Here is a 15,434-nt window from a genome sequence, read left to right as displayed (position 1 = left end):
AGATTCGAGCCTCCATTCCCCACTTGCGCTCCGCGTTTTTTCGTTTTGATGAAGCAGAGCAAGTTTTGCGCCAGCCCTTTGAGAGGAAGCAGCCACCGCCAATCTGCAGATAGGGTGATAGAAGTGATTTTGTCGGGTTACCTTCCCTGCCTGAGCAGTCCACGCGACAACTCGCCAAAATTACACTCATAATTTCAGAAGCTTAGATGACAGTGACCGGCAACTTACGTCAATTGACGTATACCGCACCGCAACAAACCACCGCACGATCTTTCTCCGACAGCGGCACTCCTTCCAGCCGCCTCGCACCGGCATGGGGGCTGGTGACGTCACTCAAGAGGGGAAAGTCAATGACCAAGACATTCAAGCAACTGATGCTGGGCGGCCTGATGGCGTCCACCATGATCGGCGGTGCCGCAGCTGAGGAAACCATCAAGGTTGGTATTCTGCACTCGCTCTCCGGCACGATGGCGATTTCCGAAACCACGTTGAAAGACGCCATGCTGATGCTCATCGAAGAGCAGAACAAGAAGGGTGGCCTTCTCGGCAAGAAACTCGAAGCTGTTGTCGTAGACCCGGCTTCCGACTGGCCGCTGTTTGCCGAAAAGGCGCGTGAGCTCATCGAAGTGAACGGTGTTGATGCGGTCTTTGGGTGCTGGACGTCCGTCTCCCGCAAATCCGTTCTTCCGGTCTTTGAAGAGCTGAATTCTCTTCTGTTCTACCCGGTCCAGTACGAGGGCGAAGAATCCCAGCGCAACGTCTTCTACACCGGTGCTGCGCCGAACCAGCAGGCCATCCCGGCTGTTGATTACCTGATGAACGAAGAAGGCGTCGAGCGCTGGGTTCTGGCAGGTACCGACTACGTCTATCCGCGTACGACCAACAAGATCCTTGAAGCATACCTCAAGTCCAAGGGTGTTGCTGAAGAAGACATCATGATCAACTACACGCCGTTCGGTCATTCCGATTGGCAGACGATCGTCTCCGACATCAAGGCCTTCGGGTCAGCTGGCAAAAAGACCGCCGTGGTCTCCACCATCAACGGTGACGCAAACGTTCCGTTCTACAAGGAACTCGGCAACGCCGGCATCAAAGCGGAAGACATCCCGGTTGTTGCCTTCTCCGTGGGTGAAGAAGAACTCGCCGGCCTCGACACCGCTCCGCTCGTCGGCCACTTGGCAGCCTGGAACTACTTCCAGTCCGCCGACACCGACGCCAATGCAGAGTTCATAGAGACCTGGCAAGCCTTTGTCGGTGACGAAGAGCGTGTGACCAACGACCCGATGGAAGCCCATTTCATTGGCTTCAACATGTGGGTTGAGGCTGTCAACAAGGCCGGCACTACAGATCCGGACGCTGTCATTGACGCGATCGTTGGCGTGTCCGTTCCAAACCTGACCGGCGGCTACTCCGCCATGATGCCGAACCACCACATCACCAAGCCGGTGCTGATTGGTGAGATCCAAGACGACGGCCAGTTTGAAACCGTCTGGGAAACATCTGGTCTCGTTGTCGGCGATGCCTGGTCGGATTACCTGGAAGGCTCCAAGGACCTGATCGCGGACTGGCGCGCTCCGCTGTCCTGCGGCAACTTCAACACCGTAACCGGCAAATGTGGTGGCTCCGGCTCCTAAGTTAAGAGCTGGAATATGCGGGACGGGCGTTGATGGGGGCCCGTCCCGTTTTCTTCCCACTCGCCAAGAACAGGTGATCTCCTGTTGCCCATCTCCCCGAAAGGAACCTCATCCTTCGAGACGCCGTGACAGCGGATCCGCAGGATGATTGGCGGATATCTTCCAACCGCGGTGGACCAATGTCCTTTTTGAAATCATTCCTCGTTCTCCTATGCCTTGCAGTGCTGTCAATCGGATCAGTTTCCGCACAAGACAGCAGCAAAGCGCTCCGGCCGCTGGTCAATGAACTTGCCGAAGGCAAATTCGACGAAACCCAGCGCCAGGTTGAAGCGCTCAAGGCAACTGGCGATCCAGCTGTTGCGCCAGCGCTTGAAGCGCTCAGCGCGGGCGATCTTTATTTCCGCAAATCTGACGGAATGGTCTTCATCGCTCAAAGGGAGGGGAAATCCTATAAACTCACCGACCCTCTCACAGGAGAGGCTGCAGGCACGGCGGGCCGCCGAGAAGTCAAAAAGATCAAGGTCAACAACCGGCTCCGCCGCGTCATACGAGCTGCACTTGGATCACTGACCCTGCAGGCACCCGATCCGGCTGTCCGCATGACAGCCGCCGAAGCGATTTTCAAAGCCCAGGATCCGGAGAAGATTGAAGCGCTGGATGAAGCGCTTGCCGCCGAAACCGACGACAACGTCCGCACAGTCATGGAGCAGGCGCGAGCGGCGGCCGTCCTGAATTCCGATCTGGATGAGAGTGAAAAGCTTGGGGCAGTTCAAACGTTGTCCGACATGGGCAACCGGGATGCGCTCTCCCTTCTGATTGCTACTCAATCCGCCTCCACGGGCGCGGTTCAAGAAGCTGCCGCAAACGCAGTTGCCAAGATCGAGAAGTCCATCGCCACTTGGGATGCAGCTCAGAACATCTGGTACGGCCTGTCGCTCGGCTCCGTTTTGCTGCTTGCTGCAATTGGCCTTGCCATCACCTTCGGTGTCATGGGTGTCATCAACATGGCCCACGGCGAAATGGTCATGATCGGTGCGTATGTCACCTTTGTGGTGCAGGAGCTGATCCGCACTTCCGCGCCGGGCCTTTTCGACTATTCTCTGTTCATTGCTCTTCCGCTTGCCTTCGCGACCTCTGGCCTTATCGGCATCGGGATTGAGCGCGGCGTCATCCGCTGGCTCTATGGCCGTCCGCTGGAAACACTTCTTGCTACCTGGGGCATCTCGCTCATTTTGCAGCAAGCCGTCCGGTCGATCTTTGGCCCGACAAACCGCGAAGTCGGCAACCCGGACTGGATGTCAGGCGCCTTCGAAATCGGCCAGATGACCGTTACCTACAATCGGATGTGGATCATCCTGTTTGCCTTGCTGGTCTTTGCCGGGCTGATCCTGGTCCTGAAGAAAACGCCGTTCGGTCTCTACACACGAGCCGTGACCCAAAACCGGCGTATGGCCGCGTCCATGGGGATCCGCACGCCCTGGATCGACGCTCTGACCTTTGGCCTCGGTTCAGGGATCGCGGGGATTGCCGGAGTTGCTCTCTCCCAGATCGACAACGTTTCCCCGAACCTCGGACAAGGCTACATCATCGACAGCTTCATGGTCGTGGTCTTTGGCGGGGTTGGCAACCTTTGGGGCACCCTGGTTGGCGCCATGACCCTTGGCGTGGTCAACAAGTTCCTTGAGCCTTATGCCGGGGCGGTTCTTGCCAAGATCCTGGTGCTCGTCTTCATCATCCTATTCATTCAAAAGCGTCCACGGGGTCTGTTTGCCCTCAAGGGCCGGGCAGTTGAAGCATGATGACGTCCTTTCTGTTCCGGGCCATGGACGCCCGTGCCGGTATCTTCCTGGCGCTGCTCACCGCTGTGATCCTGCTTGTCCCGGCCGGCAATCTCCTGGTCCCGGAAGATTCCCCGTTCCATGTTCCGACCTATGCGGTTGCGCTGATGGGCAAGTACCTGACCTATGCACTGCTTGCCCTGTCAGTCGATCTTGTTTGGGGCTTTTGCGGGATCCTGTCGCTCGGCCATGCCGCCTTTTTTGCGCTCGGCGGTTATGCCATGGGCATGTACCTGATGCGCCAGATCGGTAGCCGGGGCGTTTATGGCGACCCGATCCTTCCCGATTTCATGGTGTTTCTGAACTGGGATGCCCTGCCCTGGTTCTGGTACGGCTTTGACATGTTCTGGTTTGCAGCACTGATGGTGGTGTTGGTTCCAGGCGCTCTAGCCTTCGTGTTCGGCTGGTTTGCTTTCCGCTCGCGCGTTACGGGCGTTTACCTCTCCATCATCACGCAGGCCCTTACCTACGCGCTGTTGCTGGCCTTCTTCCGCAATGACATGGGGTTCGGTGGCAACAACGGGCTGACCGACTTCAAGGACATCCTGGGTTTCGACATTCAGGCGGACACGACCCGAGCGGCGCTTTTCGCAGCCTCCGGGATTGCCCTCGGCCTTTGTTATATCATCTGCCGCGCGATCACGCGGTCCAAACTGGGCAAGGTGCTCGTCGCCGTGCGCGATGCGGAAAGCCGGACACGGTTCCTCGGCTACAGGGTCGAACACTACAAGCTCTTTGTCTGGACCATTTCAGCGATGATGGCCGGGATTGCAGGTGCGCTTTATGTTCCTCAAGTCGGCATCATCAACCCGGGCGAATTCGCGCCAGCCAACTCCATTGAAGTGGTGATCTGGGTCGCAGTTGGCGGGCGTGGGACACTGGTCGGCGCCGTCCTCGGAGCCGTTCTTGTGAACTTCGCTAAAACCTGGTTCACCGCCGTCCTCCCTGACATCTGGCTGTTCGCTCTCGGCGGCCTGTTCGTGGTGGTTACCCTGTTCCTACCCAAGGGCATTGTCGGGACAGTCACACAAGGGTGGACGGCACTGAAGCAGCGCAAAGTGTCAGCAAGCGCGGAAAGCGGGTCTGGCACGCCGCCGACCACACCGCCTCAAAGCCCGGCGGCTCCCGCCAATATTACCGGGCCAGGAAAGAGCAAACCACTCTCATCAGAACCTCAGCCCGCGGAGTAACTCATGGCCAGATCAACAAGCCAGCTTTATCTGGACGGTGTGTCAGTCTCCTTTGATGGCTTCAAGGCGATCAACGACCTCTCGCTGACCATCGACCCGGGAGAAATGCGGGCGATCATTGGTCCAAATGGTGCCGGCAAAACCACGATGATGGATATCATTACCGGCAAAACCCGGCCTGATACGGGAGAGGTCTTCTTCAACGGTGTCATCGACCTGACTGGAGAAGACGAGGCCTCCATCGCCGAGCTTGGCATTGGCCGCAAGTTTCAAAAGCCGACCGTGTTCGAAAGCCATACGGTCTGGGACAATCTCGAATTGTCGCTCAAAGCACCCCGGGGACCGTTCGCAACCCTGTTTCACGTCATTACAGGCGCAGAAAAAAAGCGGATTGAAGAGCTGCTTGAGCTGATCCGCCTCGGCGAAAAACGCGATGAGCTGGCGGCAAATCTCTCCCACGGCCAGAAACAATGGCTGGAAATCGGGATGCTGCTGGCCCAGGATCCAAAACTCTTGCTCGTGGATGAGCCTGCCGCCGGTATGACCGACGCGGAAACGGCGGAAACAGCCGAACTCCTGAAAGAGATCGCCAAGGACCACTCCGTCGTTGTTGTCGAACACGACATGGATTTTGTCCGCTCCCTCGGTGTGAAAGTCACGGTCCTGCACGAAGGATCTGTTCTGGCCGAGGGATCTCTTGATCACGTCTCCGCCGACGAGCGGGTTGTTGAAGTCTATCTGGGGCGGTGAGACATGCTCAAAGTCGAAAACATAAATCTCCACTATGGCGCCGCTCAAGCACTGAAAGGTGTCTCTTTGAGTGCTGAAACTGGCAAAGTGACCTGTCTTATGGGCCGTAACGGTGTCGGCAAGACGTCGACGTTGCGCGCAGTCGCCGGCCAGCAACCCATCAGTTCCGGGCATATCATTTGGAACGGTGAGGACATTTCCAACCTGCCCCCGCATGCACGGGCCAAGAAGGGCATCGCCATTGTTCCACAAGGGCGCGAAGTGTTTCCGCTTTTGTCAGTCAAGGAGAACCTGGAAACCGGTTATGCGCCGATCCCGCGCAAGGAACGGTTTATCCCGGATACGATCTTCGAGCTTTTTCCCGTGTTGAAGGACATGCTGCATCGCCGTGGCGGCGATCTATCCGGCGGGCAACAGCAGCAGCTTGCGATCGCCAGAGCCTTGGTGACGCGCCCAAAACTGCTGGTTCTTGATGAACCAACCGAAGGAATTCAGCCTTCGATCATCAAGGACATTGGCCGGGCCATCTCCTGGCTTCGGGATCAAGGGACAATGGCGATTGTCCTGGTTGAACAGTATTTCGAGTTCGCCCGGGATCTTGCAGATGATTACGCGGTTATGGACCGCGGCGAAGTGGTTTTGTCCGGACGTGGCGCCGACATGTCTGAGGCGGACGTCAGGCGTTATCTGACTGTCTGATGGTCAAAACTCGCCTGGAAAACCAAGGCAAGAAACATTGCCGTCATAATAGTGTGCCGAAAACTGCTGCATAAGGGCCGCAACTTGGCGCAATTGGTTCCCGTGCAGCCCTTCGTGGATTGACACCAGTCAGAAAGCCAGTACCAACGCGCTGAGTTTTCTTCTTCGGCTAAGGGTATTCCGTGCCCTAGCCGCGCCTTTGACGGGATTACGATCCTGTCTGGAAAAACTGGGATAGACGATGCGCGTTGCGATGATTGGGACCGGGTATGTCGGTCTGGTATCTGGAACCTGTTTTGCCGACTTCGGCCACATTGTAACCTGTATCGACAAGGACGCCACCAAGATCGATGCCCTGAACAAGGGCGAGATCCCGATCTACGAGCCTGGCTTGCAAGAACTGGTCGCCAAGAACGTTTCCGAAGAGCGGCTGTTTTTTTCGACCGATGCAGAAGAAGCTGTCAAAGGCGCTGACGCCGTTTTCATCGCGGTCGGAACTCCAACCCGCCGGGGCGACGGACATGCTGACCTGACATATGTGTACGCAGCGGCCGAAGAAATCGCCACGCTCATTGACGGGTTCACCGTTGTGGTGACGAAGTCGACCGTTCCGGTCGGCACTGGGGACGAAGTGGAAGCGATTATCCACAAGACTCGCCCGGATGCAGACTTTGCAGTCGTCTCAAACCCGGAATTCTTGCGGGAAGGTGCTGCCATCGAAGATTTCAAACGTCCAGACCGCGTTGTTGTTGGCACAGACAATGCCAAGGCTGTGGATGTCATGCGGGAGCTCTACCGGCCGCTCTATCTCAACGAGACGCCGATCCTGGTCACCAAGCGCCGCACGTCCGAGCTCATCAAATACGCTGCCAACGCCTTCCTTGCCGTAAAGATCACCTTCATCAACGAAATTGCTGATCTTTGCGAGAAGGTCGGCGGCAATGTTCAGGAAGTCTCCCGCGGCATTGGTCTGGACAACCGGATTGGCTCCAAGTTCTTGCACGCGGGGCCTGGCTACGGCGGCTCCTGCTTCCCGAAAGATACGCTTGCTCTATCCAAGATCGCAGCCGACGCGGACTCCGGGCTGAAAATCGTCGATTCGGTGATCGAAGTGAACGCTGCGCGGAAGAAGAAAATGGCCGACAAGGTCATTGATTTCATGGGTGGGGATGTCGACGGCAAAACAATCGCCCTGCTCGGCCTCGCCTTTAAACCGAACACCGATGACATGCGCGAAGCGCCAAGTATCGACATCGTTCAGAAACTGCAAGCAGCCGGTGCCAAGATTCGCGCCTTTGACCCGGCGAGCATGGAAGAGGCCGCCAAACTTATGCAGGACGTCATGTTCTGTGACGGTCCTTACCACGCGATCGAAGGTTCTGATGCAATCGTGATCGTGACGGAGTGGGACCAATTCCGGGCGCTGGATCTGGAGCGCGTGAAATCGCTGGTCAAAACCCCAAAGGTTGCAGATCTCCGGAACATCTACACACCTGCGTACATGGCAGAAGCTGGTTTCGACTATACGAGCGTTGGCCGCTCCTACTGACACATGGTTGTATTAAGGTTGCAAACCTGTGCGTTTGGGGTGTTTTTCGCCCGTTTTTCGGGTTTGCCTTTTTCTCCTTCGCAACGCTCTTGTAAGGAAAAATCCGGACGCCATTTTCTCGGTCAGCGCAAATAAGTATTTTATCTCATGCACTTCGTGATCTGGATCACAGCGTTAACACTTTACTAATATTTAATTGGAACCTGAAAATGTTCTGATTTATGGTCCGCAAAGTTAGGTAGGACTGAGCGGACGACGGGTGTTTTGGGCGCATGGCAGATGAGACGCTGACAGACGAGAGGAAAGAAGCGCGAAAGCTTTATCGCTTTGGCTTTGCGACGCCGTCTTCCGGCTTGTTCAGAGGCACCAGTTCAGGCCGTATGCAGAAAATTCGCGGCGGGGCGGCACAACGGATACTGACTGCCCGCCAGCTGCGGAAAGCCGCCTCGCCTTACGCAGAGGTAAAGCGCCCAGTCTACGAAGCGAAGCCCTTGCAGCGCGCATTGAAACGGGTCTTCGATGTCACGGGCGCGCTCGCCGGCCTCGTGTTTTTGTTTCCTCTCCTGGCAGGCATTGCGCTAACGATCAAACTGACCAGCCGTGGACCGGTGTTCTTCCGGCAGACCCGTCTTGGGATTAACGGACAACCGTTTTCCATTCTCAAGTACCGGACGATGTTCGTCGATCAATGCGACCATACGGGCTTGCAGCACACCATTGTGGGCGATCAGCGCGTTACATGGATCGGACGTTTCCTGCGCCAGAGCAGCTTTGACGAACTGCCTCAGCTTTGGAACGTGTTGCGCGGGCAAATGTCGCTTGTGGGCCCACGGCCTTATGTCCCCGGCATGCAGGCAGGCGGAGTTCCCTACGAGTGCCTCGACTATCGCTACTATGACCGGCTTCAGGTGCTGCCAGGCATCACCGGCCTTGCACAAGTCAACGGGTATCGCGGAGATGCGTCCGATGCGGACCTGGCGCGTATGCGGCTCGAGTATGATCTTGCATACATTGAGAATGTGAGCCTGTGGCTTGACGCCAAAATCGTGGCTCGCACGGTCGCCCGCGAGTTCCTGAAAGGAAGCGGCGCCTAAACGGCCCACAACTCCCGATGCTAACTTGAGCTTCTAGCCACCGCGCACCAAGCTGGCGGCACGGGTAAGTGCAAGCTCATAGCCCTGAACACCACAGCCAGCGATGACTGCATCTGCGCGGCTTGAAACGTAGGAGTGATGACGAAACTCTTCACGCTTGTGAATGTTGGAGATATGGACCTCGATAACCGGAAACTCACAAGCGTTCAGGGCATCTAGAATGGCGACAGATGTGTGCGAGTAAGCCGCGGGATTGATAACGATCGCGGCGGCTGTTTCCCGCGCCTCCTGAATCCAGTCGATGAGTTCATGTTCCGCGTTGCTTTGCCGGCAATCGGCGGTCATGCCCAAGCGCTCCGCGGTGGACCGGCACAACTCTTCAACATCGGCCAGGGTTTGCGCTCCGTAAATCTCTGGCTGCCGCTTGCCCAGAAGATTGAGGTTCGGGCCATTCAAAACGTAAACGACGGCAGCCATTGCGAGATCCTTTGTTGTCACCTGTAGACCTAAGGTGCGTTTTGTTTAGCAATAAGTGCGCATTGGTGTGAACAAAATATAATTGGTTTTTCAATTGCAGCTTATTTGCCGGACAGCTGTTGCCCTCCAGACAATTACCTATTATTAACCCTACATCATAACAAAGGTCATGATTCGTGATTGACTTGGGATGTCATGATAAAAATTCGTGAAAGACTAGACACATTAGAAGCTCTCAATGAAGCTGTCGAAGGGTATCAACATCTCCCTATAGATGTTCTTTCACAATTCCTGCTCGACAATTACACTGTTGATTTGGATCTACTGGCGCAGTTCTCTGACGCTAGCGCCTCACTGAGCCAGACAGATGGGTTAGGCGCAGAGAATACTGCAGATTCGAAACAGTCAGCCGCCTAGCGGGGTCTAACCAGACCTAACCGATAGCTGTGACTGCGCCGTCGCCACCGTTTCCTTGGTCGCCACCTGGCTGTTCCCCAGAACCACCCTGCCAGATTTTCTGACGATTGCGGATCTCGCGCGGGGCCGGGCCAAAATAGGTCGCGGTCTTGATGAAGTCGCGTGGCTGAACGATCACACTCGACACGCGCTGATAAAGCGCCTTGGCGGAAATCGGTTTGGAGAGGAGTTCGTGAACACCAAGCCGCCGTGCTTCGACAATACGGCTGCGTTCCGTATGAGCGGTCACCATGATGATCGGAATGTAGGCAAAAGGATTGTTTGGGCTGCGGATCATCCGAACCATGTCCGCGCCATCAAGGATCGGCATGACCCAATCAAGGATCAAGATATCCGGGTTAGCACGGTCCATCGCCTCCAACCCGGATGCGCCATCTTCGGCTTCGACAATCCGCCGCGCTCCGAACCCCTGCAGCATCGTGCGCAGAATGGTCCGCATATACGCGCTGTCTTCCACCAGCAAAAACGTCAACGAGGCCAGATCCAGGCTCACCCAATCCTCCTAAGTTCATGTCTTCTCTGACATGAATTTCTGAACAATGCGTTAGTCGCGTTCCGGCATTGAACATGCTCTCAAGTTGTAAAGCTAAGCCATCTTATTGGAGAACTGGTTAATTAGTAATCCCTGCCCTTACGTTTTAGTAAAGTTGCGAAGAATTAAGACTTTTGCGGCCTTCCGATTAACAGGACCTTCAAACTGCAGCGCCATTCTCCAGATGACTGGTCCCAAGAATATGGGCTGTCTGCCCGCTGGAAACAGACAAACAGGATTATGGGTGATCGTTCGATATATGACCGAAGATGAAAACAATGCTCCGGACAGCGCACCTGGCTCCAAAGAGCATCATTTACAATCAAACGTGAGCGGGGCGTATCGCCCGAATATGCTTCTGCTTTCCGGAATAGGGCTGCTGATCGTTGCGACCGGCATGGTCCTATCGAACATTCTTTCCTGACATAGCCGGTACGGGAGCCCCCTTGCACAGGTCACTGAGTGTTTTTGCGCTCAGGGAGATCATCGTCGTCCAGAATGCGCCATTTGGCCCCTTCCAGATCATCATATTGCCCGGTTTTTAAGGACCAGAGAAAAGCCACGAGGCCCACGCCGCCGAGCACGAGGGCAATCGGGATTAGAAAAATCAAGACATCCATTTCACTCTCCCTTGGTGCTTGCTGCCGGGCCGAAGGCGGCCGTGGCCTCAACATCAGCTGCAACCCGGTTGCCCCATTTCAAACGCAGCGCATTGGCTGTCACCGCCAATGACGAAGCGGACATGGCGACGGCCGCCATCAAGGGCGTCACGTATCCGGCAACCGCGATTGGCACCGCGATGATATTATAAACGGTCGAAATCCAGAGGTTTTGTTCAATTGCGCGCCGCGCTCGTATGGAAAGCCGTAGCGCGTCAAAAACCGGCTGGAGTTTCTTGCCGAGAAAGACGGCGTCAGCTGCCGCCTGACTAAGATGAACAGCGGAGACAGGAGACAACGACACATGCGCTCCGGCGAGCGCTGGCGCATCGTTCAATCCGTCACCGACCATCAGCACTTTCCGGCCATCAGTCTGCAGGGCTTCCAGACGGGCGATTTTCGCAGAAGGCGTCATCGCGGCTTGCCAATTCTCAATTCCAAGTGCTTCGGCACACTCTGCCACAGAAGGCTGCGTATCACCTGACACAATCTCAAGAGCATACCCCTGCGCTTTCAATTGATCGACGACATCTCGCGCATCGGAGCGGAGCTTCTGGCGAACTGCCAACAAGCGTACGGGCTCTTCGCCATACTGAATAGCCAGCAACGACGCCCCTGGCACTGCCAACAGACGTTCTTCAATTGCTTCTGTCGTTGCACCACAGAACAACGGACTTCCAAGCCGCAACCGCTGCCCATCGACATGGGTTTCAAGGCCTGCACCTGACACTTCCTGTACATCGGCAAGCGGGACAAGCGCGCCTGTGGCCTTCACCAGGGCCATCGACAGGGGATGGCGGCTTGCCAATGCCAACTGGCCAGCCAACGCCAGCACGGGATCTTGCCGGTCAATCTCTCCAACCAGTTCCGGTTCAGCCAGGGTCAGCGTTCCGGTTTTGTCGAAGAGGATGGTGTCGATGTCTGCCATACGTTCAATCGCGTCAGCGGAATTCAGCAAGACACCGGACTTGAACAATTGTCCCGACGCAACGACCTGGACAGCAGGAACCGCCAATCCAAGCGCACATGGACAGGTAATGATCAGGACCGAGATGGCGATCACAAGTGCCGGCTGCCACTCCATGCCCGCCAAAAGCCAGCCCAGGAAGGTGAGGCCAGCGGCTCCATGAACGAGCGGCGCGTAAAGCTGGGCAGCGCGGTCGGCAATGCGGACATATTTCGATTTGGCTTGTGACGCCGTCTCAAGCAACCGGTTGACTTCATCGAGAAGCGTCGCGCCTGAGGTCGCTTCTACGCGGATCTGCAACGCCCCGGCCCCGTTGAGAGTGCCGGCATAAACCCGCTGGCCCGGCTTGACGGGGACAAGAACGCTCTCTCCTGTCACAAGGCTTTGGTCGATTTCGGAAATGCCGCTTGAGACCACGCCGTCCACCGGCACGCGCTCACCGCCTGCGACCAGTACAAGGTCTCCAGCCGCAATCTTGGACAAGGGAACTTCTCGAACCGACCCATCCGGGTTGATCCTCGCCGCCACCTCGGCTTTCAAAGCTGCAATATTTTCGGCAAACGAGCGCGTGCGGCCGCGCATGTTGTGGTCAAGATACCGCCCGACAAGCAGGAAAAAGAGCAGCATCACAGCCGATTCAAAATAGGCATGGTGATGATGCTGGATGGTTTGGACGACCGACAGCGCCACGGCCAAACCAACACCAATGACAATCGGCACGTCCATATTCAGACGGCCGGCAGACAACGCACGGAACGCGCTTTTGACAAACGGCTGACCGGAATAGGCAACGGTCGGCAAGGCGATCAGAGCAGAGAGCCAGTGAAAAAAGTCCCGGGTTTCCGGCGTGATATCGCTGGCGTTCCCGGACCAAACGGAAACGGACAACAGCATGATGTTCATGCCAGCAAAGCCGGATACCGCCAGACAGCGCAGCAATTGCTTGCCGGTCTTGTCCTGCCGTTCTTTTTGACTTGCCGGATCAAACGGGTGAGCCGCATACCCCAACCGTTCCAGTTCAGCAACGATTTCATCAGCTCCGGTCTGGTCTTCGACCCAGTCAACCGCCAGCCGCTGAGATGTCAGATTGACCCGGGCCTTGCGGATGCCCGGGAGCCGCTTAAGTCCGCGCTCGATTTCGCCCATACATGCCGCACAGGTGATGCCGTCAACGGCCAGGTCCATATGAACCGCGCCGTCATCTGCTGGAACTACAAAAGCCTGCCAATCGCGCTGATGAACCGTCACTTCTGCCGCCTCATTCCTTGATGAATATGCGATTTTCGGACTTGAACTTGCGTTCGCCGTTCTCGGTTACTTCAAGATGCAGTGTCCAGTTTCCGGCCGGCAATGCGTCAACTTCAGAGATATACCGGCCGCCGCCGTCCGCTGTCAGGATCAAAGCGATGTCGGCATTGACCTGTGCCGGGTGCTTCAGGGTCGCCTCGACATTGATCCCGTAAAGCGGTGCATCTGCGGCATCCTTCGCAAGGACCAGGAGCTTGCCACTACCATCGGCCTGACGCGTCAACTCGCTGGAGATGGTCCAGTTCAGTTGCTCCTGTGCTTTCGCTGCTGCAATTTCCTTATTGTAGGCCTGACCGGCTTCATAAGAACTCTCTACGGCGACACCCGGAAAGGTCCCGAGCGCGTAGTAAAGAAAGATCCCGTTGGTCAGGAAGATTACACCGAAGAACCCGACCAGCCACAGCAGGACCGTCTTGCCAGTGATTGCTTTAGGATCTCTTCCGTTTGTCTCAGCCATCGCCATATCCGTCTCCTCGGCGTGGTCTTTTGCTGAAGGCCCCTCTTCAGCAAAAGAGCGTTTGTCTGAACTTCACCCCGCCCCTTTCAGGAGCTCGCCAAAAGGGCGAGGTGTTTGGTTGTCTCTCAGCGTCCAGAGCTCCGGCTTAGTCCGGATCCGGCGCCTTGAATGTGTCCTTCGCGGTAATGACTTCCCCCATCACACTTTCGGTGATCCGGAACGTCACCGGAGTTGAGTGCGGCATCTTTTCCCAAGGTGGTGAGGTCACCAGAACGCGGATTTCCCGTGTCGTGTCTGGTCCAACTTGGATGATCGGCCGACCAGCAAAGGTCTCAGTCACACCAACGGCTTCGACCTGTGTGTTCGGTGGCATGCCTTCGACGTGCAGCATGAAGTGCCGGTCATGGCGACGTTTGTTGGACAGACGCACGGTGTAGCCGTTGCGGACCGAGCCGTCGGACTGTTCCACATAAACTGGGTTCCGGTCATGCAGAACGCTGATGTCGGCAAAGTCACGGGTCAAAAGCGCTGCCAGCATGATGATGCCGACTACAGCAATGACAGCCGCATAAATGACAGTCCGAACCCGGACGATCTCATAGACCGGTTCCTTGCCCTCGATCCGGCGTTCAATGTTTTCGTCGGTATCATAGGCAATGAGGCCGGTGGGCTTACCAACCTTCGTCATGATGTTGTCGCAGGCATCAATGCACAGGCCGCATTGAATGCAATCGAGCTGGGGACCTTTGCGAATATCAACGCCGGTCGGACAAACCTGGAAGCACTGGTAACAGTCGATGCAGTCACCTGCCGGGAGGCCCTGCGCTTCGAGTTCCTTGTTATGCTTGAGTGACCCGCGCGGCTCGCCGCGATCCCAGCGATAGGTCACATTGAGCGCTTTTTCGTCGGTCAGGGCCGCCTGAATCCGCGGCCAAGGGCACATATAAATACACACCTGTTCGCGCATAAAACCGGCCAGCAGATATGTGGTCGCGGTCAAGATGCCGATCCACATATAGGCAACCATCGGAGCCTGGAACGTCAGCAGCTGCCAAACCAATGTCGGCGCGTCGTTGAAATAAAGCACCCAAGCGCCGCCCGTCCACCAGGCGATCATCAGCCAGAAGAAGTGTTTTGTTGCCCGTTTGCCAACCTTCGAGGCGGACCAAGGCTCCTTGTCGAGCGCAATCCGCTCGCGGCGGTCGCCCTCAACCTTGCGCTCTACCCAGAGGAACAGGTCAGTCCAAACAGTTTGCGGACACAGGTATCCGCACCAAATACGGCCAGCGACTGCGTTCATGAGAAAAAGGGTCACAGCCGCAATGATCAACAGGCCGGTCAGGTAATAGACTTCCTGCGGCCAGATTTCGATAAAGAAGAAGTAACCACGGGCATTGTCCATATCCACGAGCACAGCCTGGTTCGGTGCATTCGGGCCGCGGTCGTATCTTATGAAGGGCAGGAAATAGTAGATGCCCAGGGTAATAAATAGCAGCGCCCATTTGATCCGCCGGAACAGACCATGGGTTGCCATGGGATAAATTTTCTTGGCAGACGCAAACCACTCGTCGTCGTGGCCGCCCTCGTGCGTTTCGGTGTCGGTAGACATACCGTCCGTCCTCTTTGCCCGATCCTGCCCCAATAGGATCTTCAACCAAATGCCCAGAGCATCGTTTGTTCAGGTGAACGCAAAAAGATGCTCTTTAGCTTCAAAAACGATCAGCTTTGGCGGCACAACCGGGCCCGGTTGACCTGCCGCTGATCTGGTGGAGTTCCACCATGCGCATAAGATAATCCGGCGCA

14 protein-coding genes are annotated in these 15,434 nt (G+C 56.3%); 8 read left to right on the top strand and 6 right to left on the bottom strand.

Features of this window, described 5'->3' with window-relative positions:
- The first annotated feature begins 350 nt into the window (after window positions 1-350).
- The 7 genes from urtA (at window position 351) to RBB44_RS05225 (ending at window position 8,754) form a co-directional block, all read left to right on the top strand.
- Window positions 351-1,634, top strand: coding sequence for an urea ABC transporter substrate-binding protein (gene urtA / locus RBB44_RS05255; RefSeq protein WP_371932296.1), 1,284 nt, complete (start codon window positions 351-353; stop codon window positions 1,632-1,634).
- A 179-nt stretch (window positions 1,635-1,813) separates the two neighbouring features.
- A complete protein-coding gene (gene urtB, locus RBB44_RS05250; protein WP_306149395.1) occupies window positions 1,814-3,433 on the top strand; it encodes an urea ABC transporter permease subunit UrtB in 1,620 nt (539 codons plus the stop codon).
- The gene (urtC, locus tag RBB44_RS05245; protein ID WP_306149396.1) at window positions 3,430-4,662 is read left to right on the top strand and encodes an urea ABC transporter permease subunit UrtC; all 1,233 of its coding nucleotides are present in this window, start codon (window positions 3,430-3,432) and stop codon (window positions 4,660-4,662) included. The genes urtB and urtC overlap by 4 nt, the downstream gene beginning before the upstream one ends.
- A 3-nt stretch (window positions 4,663-4,665) precedes the next feature.
- Window positions 4,666-5,412 (top strand): urea ABC transporter ATP-binding protein UrtD, encoded by a 747-nt coding sequence (gene urtD, locus RBB44_RS05240; RefSeq protein WP_133947833.1) that lies wholly within the window; start codon window positions 4,666-4,668, stop codon window positions 5,410-5,412.
- A gap of 3 nt (window positions 5,413-5,415) precedes the next feature.
- Complete coding sequence (urtE, locus tag RBB44_RS05235) at window positions 5,416-6,111, top strand: urea ABC transporter ATP-binding subunit UrtE (RefSeq protein ID WP_209172983.1); 696 nt, start codon at window positions 5,416-5,418, stop codon at window positions 6,109-6,111.
- Window positions 6,112-6,352: 241 nt separating this feature from the next.
- Entirely contained in the window at window positions 6,353-7,660 is a 1,308-nt protein-coding gene (locus RBB44_RS05230; protein WP_306149397.1) for a UDP-glucose/GDP-mannose dehydrogenase family protein, read from the top strand.
- Between the two features lie 272 nt (window positions 7,661-7,932).
- Window positions 7,933-8,754, top strand: a complete 822-nt coding sequence (locus RBB44_RS05225; protein ID WP_306149398.1) for a sugar transferase — start codon at window positions 7,933-7,935, stop codon at window positions 8,752-8,754.
- A 33-nt stretch (window positions 8,755-8,787) separates the two neighbouring features.
- Here RBB44_RS05225 and aroQ read toward each other — a convergent pair whose 3' ends face one another.
- Together aroQ and RBB44_RS05215 are read right to left on the bottom strand one after the other, a co-directional pair.
- The gene (gene aroQ, locus RBB44_RS05220; RefSeq protein ID WP_306149399.1) at window positions 8,788-9,231 is read right to left on the bottom strand and encodes a type II 3-dehydroquinate dehydratase; all 444 of its coding nucleotides are present in this window, start codon (window positions 9,229-9,231) and stop codon (window positions 8,788-8,790) included.
- A gap of 433 nt (window positions 9,232-9,664) precedes the next feature.
- Entirely contained in the window at window positions 9,665-10,201 is a 537-nt protein-coding gene (locus RBB44_RS05215) for a response regulator (protein WP_306149400.1), read from the bottom strand.
- Between the two features lie 298 nt (window positions 10,202-10,499).
- Here RBB44_RS05215 and RBB44_RS05210 point away from each other — a divergent pair, with 298 nt between their 5' ends.
- Complete coding sequence (locus RBB44_RS05210) at window positions 10,500-10,664, top strand: hypothetical protein (RefSeq protein WP_306149401.1); 165 nt, start codon at window positions 10,500-10,502, stop codon at window positions 10,662-10,664.
- Between the two features lie 31 nt (window positions 10,665-10,695).
- On the opposite strand, the gene ccoS is transcribed toward RBB44_RS05210, so the two are convergent.
- From ccoS to ccoG, 4 genes are all read right to left on the bottom strand, one after another.
- Entirely contained in the window at window positions 10,696-10,860 is a 165-nt protein-coding gene (gene ccoS, locus RBB44_RS05205) for a cbb3-type cytochrome oxidase assembly protein CcoS (protein ID WP_008193235.1), read from the bottom strand.
- A gap of 1 nt (window position 10,861) precedes the next feature.
- On the bottom strand, window positions 10,862-13,114 hold the full coding sequence (locus RBB44_RS05200; RefSeq protein WP_306149402.1) for a heavy metal translocating P-type ATPase: 2,253 nt from the start codon (window positions 13,112-13,114) through the stop codon (window positions 10,862-10,864).
- Between the two features lie 10 nt (window positions 13,115-13,124).
- Window positions 13,125-13,637 carry a FixH family protein gene (locus RBB44_RS05195; RefSeq protein WP_306149403.1) on the bottom strand — a complete coding sequence of 171 codons (513 nt, stop codon included), beginning with the start codon at window positions 13,635-13,637 and terminating at the stop codon, window positions 13,125-13,127.
- A gap of 139 nt (window positions 13,638-13,776) precedes the next feature.
- Window positions 13,777-15,240, bottom strand: a complete 1,464-nt coding sequence (ccoG, locus tag RBB44_RS05190) for a cytochrome c oxidase accessory protein CcoG (protein WP_209002271.1) — start codon at window positions 15,238-15,240, stop codon at window positions 13,777-13,779.
- Window positions 15,241-15,434 lie beyond the last annotated feature (194 nt).

The sequence above is a fragment of the Roseibium sp. MMSF_3247 genome, assembly GCF_030733765.1.
Lineage (GTDB): Bacteria > Pseudomonadota > Alphaproteobacteria > Rhizobiales > Stappiaceae > Roseibium.
This window is presented reverse-complemented; position numbering and strand designations above follow the sequence as displayed.

Excerpts from the sequence above, each read along its gene's own strand:
- RBB44_RS05210 (WP_306149401.1), top strand. The coding sequence starts at position 10,500 with ATGACCGAAGATGAAAACAATGCTCCGGACAGCGCACCTGGCTCCAAA.
- ccoS (WP_008193235.1), bottom strand. The coding sequence starts at position 10,860 with ATGGATGTCTTGATTTTTCTAATCCCGATTGCCCTCGTGCTCGGCGGC.
- urtB (WP_306149395.1), top strand. The coding sequence starts at position 1,814 with ATGTCCTTTTTGAAATCATTCCTCGTTCTCCTATGCCTTGCAGTGCTG.
- urtE (WP_209172983.1), top strand. The coding sequence starts at position 5,416 with ATGCTCAAAGTCGAAAACATAAATCTCCACTATGGCGCCGCTCAAGCA.
- ccoG (WP_209002271.1), bottom strand. The coding sequence starts at position 15,240 with ATGTCTACCGACACCGAAACGCACGAGGGCGGCCACGACGACGAGTGG.
- RBB44_RS05195 (WP_306149403.1), bottom strand. The coding sequence starts at position 13,637 with ATGGCGATGGCTGAGACAAACGGAAGAGATCCTAAAGCAATCACTGGC.
- RBB44_RS05225 (WP_306149398.1), top strand. The coding sequence starts at position 7,933 with ATGGCAGATGAGACGCTGACAGACGAGAGGAAAGAAGCGCGAAAGCTT.
- urtA (WP_371932296.1), top strand. The coding sequence starts at position 351 with ATGACCAAGACATTCAAGCAACTGATGCTGGGCGGCCTGATGGCGTCC.
- urtC (WP_306149396.1), top strand. The coding sequence starts at position 3,430 with ATGATGACGTCCTTTCTGTTCCGGGCCATGGACGCCCGTGCCGGTATC.
- urtD (WP_133947833.1), top strand. The coding sequence starts at position 4,666 with ATGGCCAGATCAACAAGCCAGCTTTATCTGGACGGTGTGTCAGTCTCC.
- RBB44_RS05230 (WP_306149397.1), top strand. The coding sequence starts at position 6,353 with ATGCGCGTTGCGATGATTGGGACCGGGTATGTCGGTCTGGTATCTGGA.
- aroQ (WP_306149399.1), bottom strand. The coding sequence starts at position 9,231 with ATGGCTGCCGTCGTTTACGTTTTGAATGGCCCGAACCTCAATCTTCTG.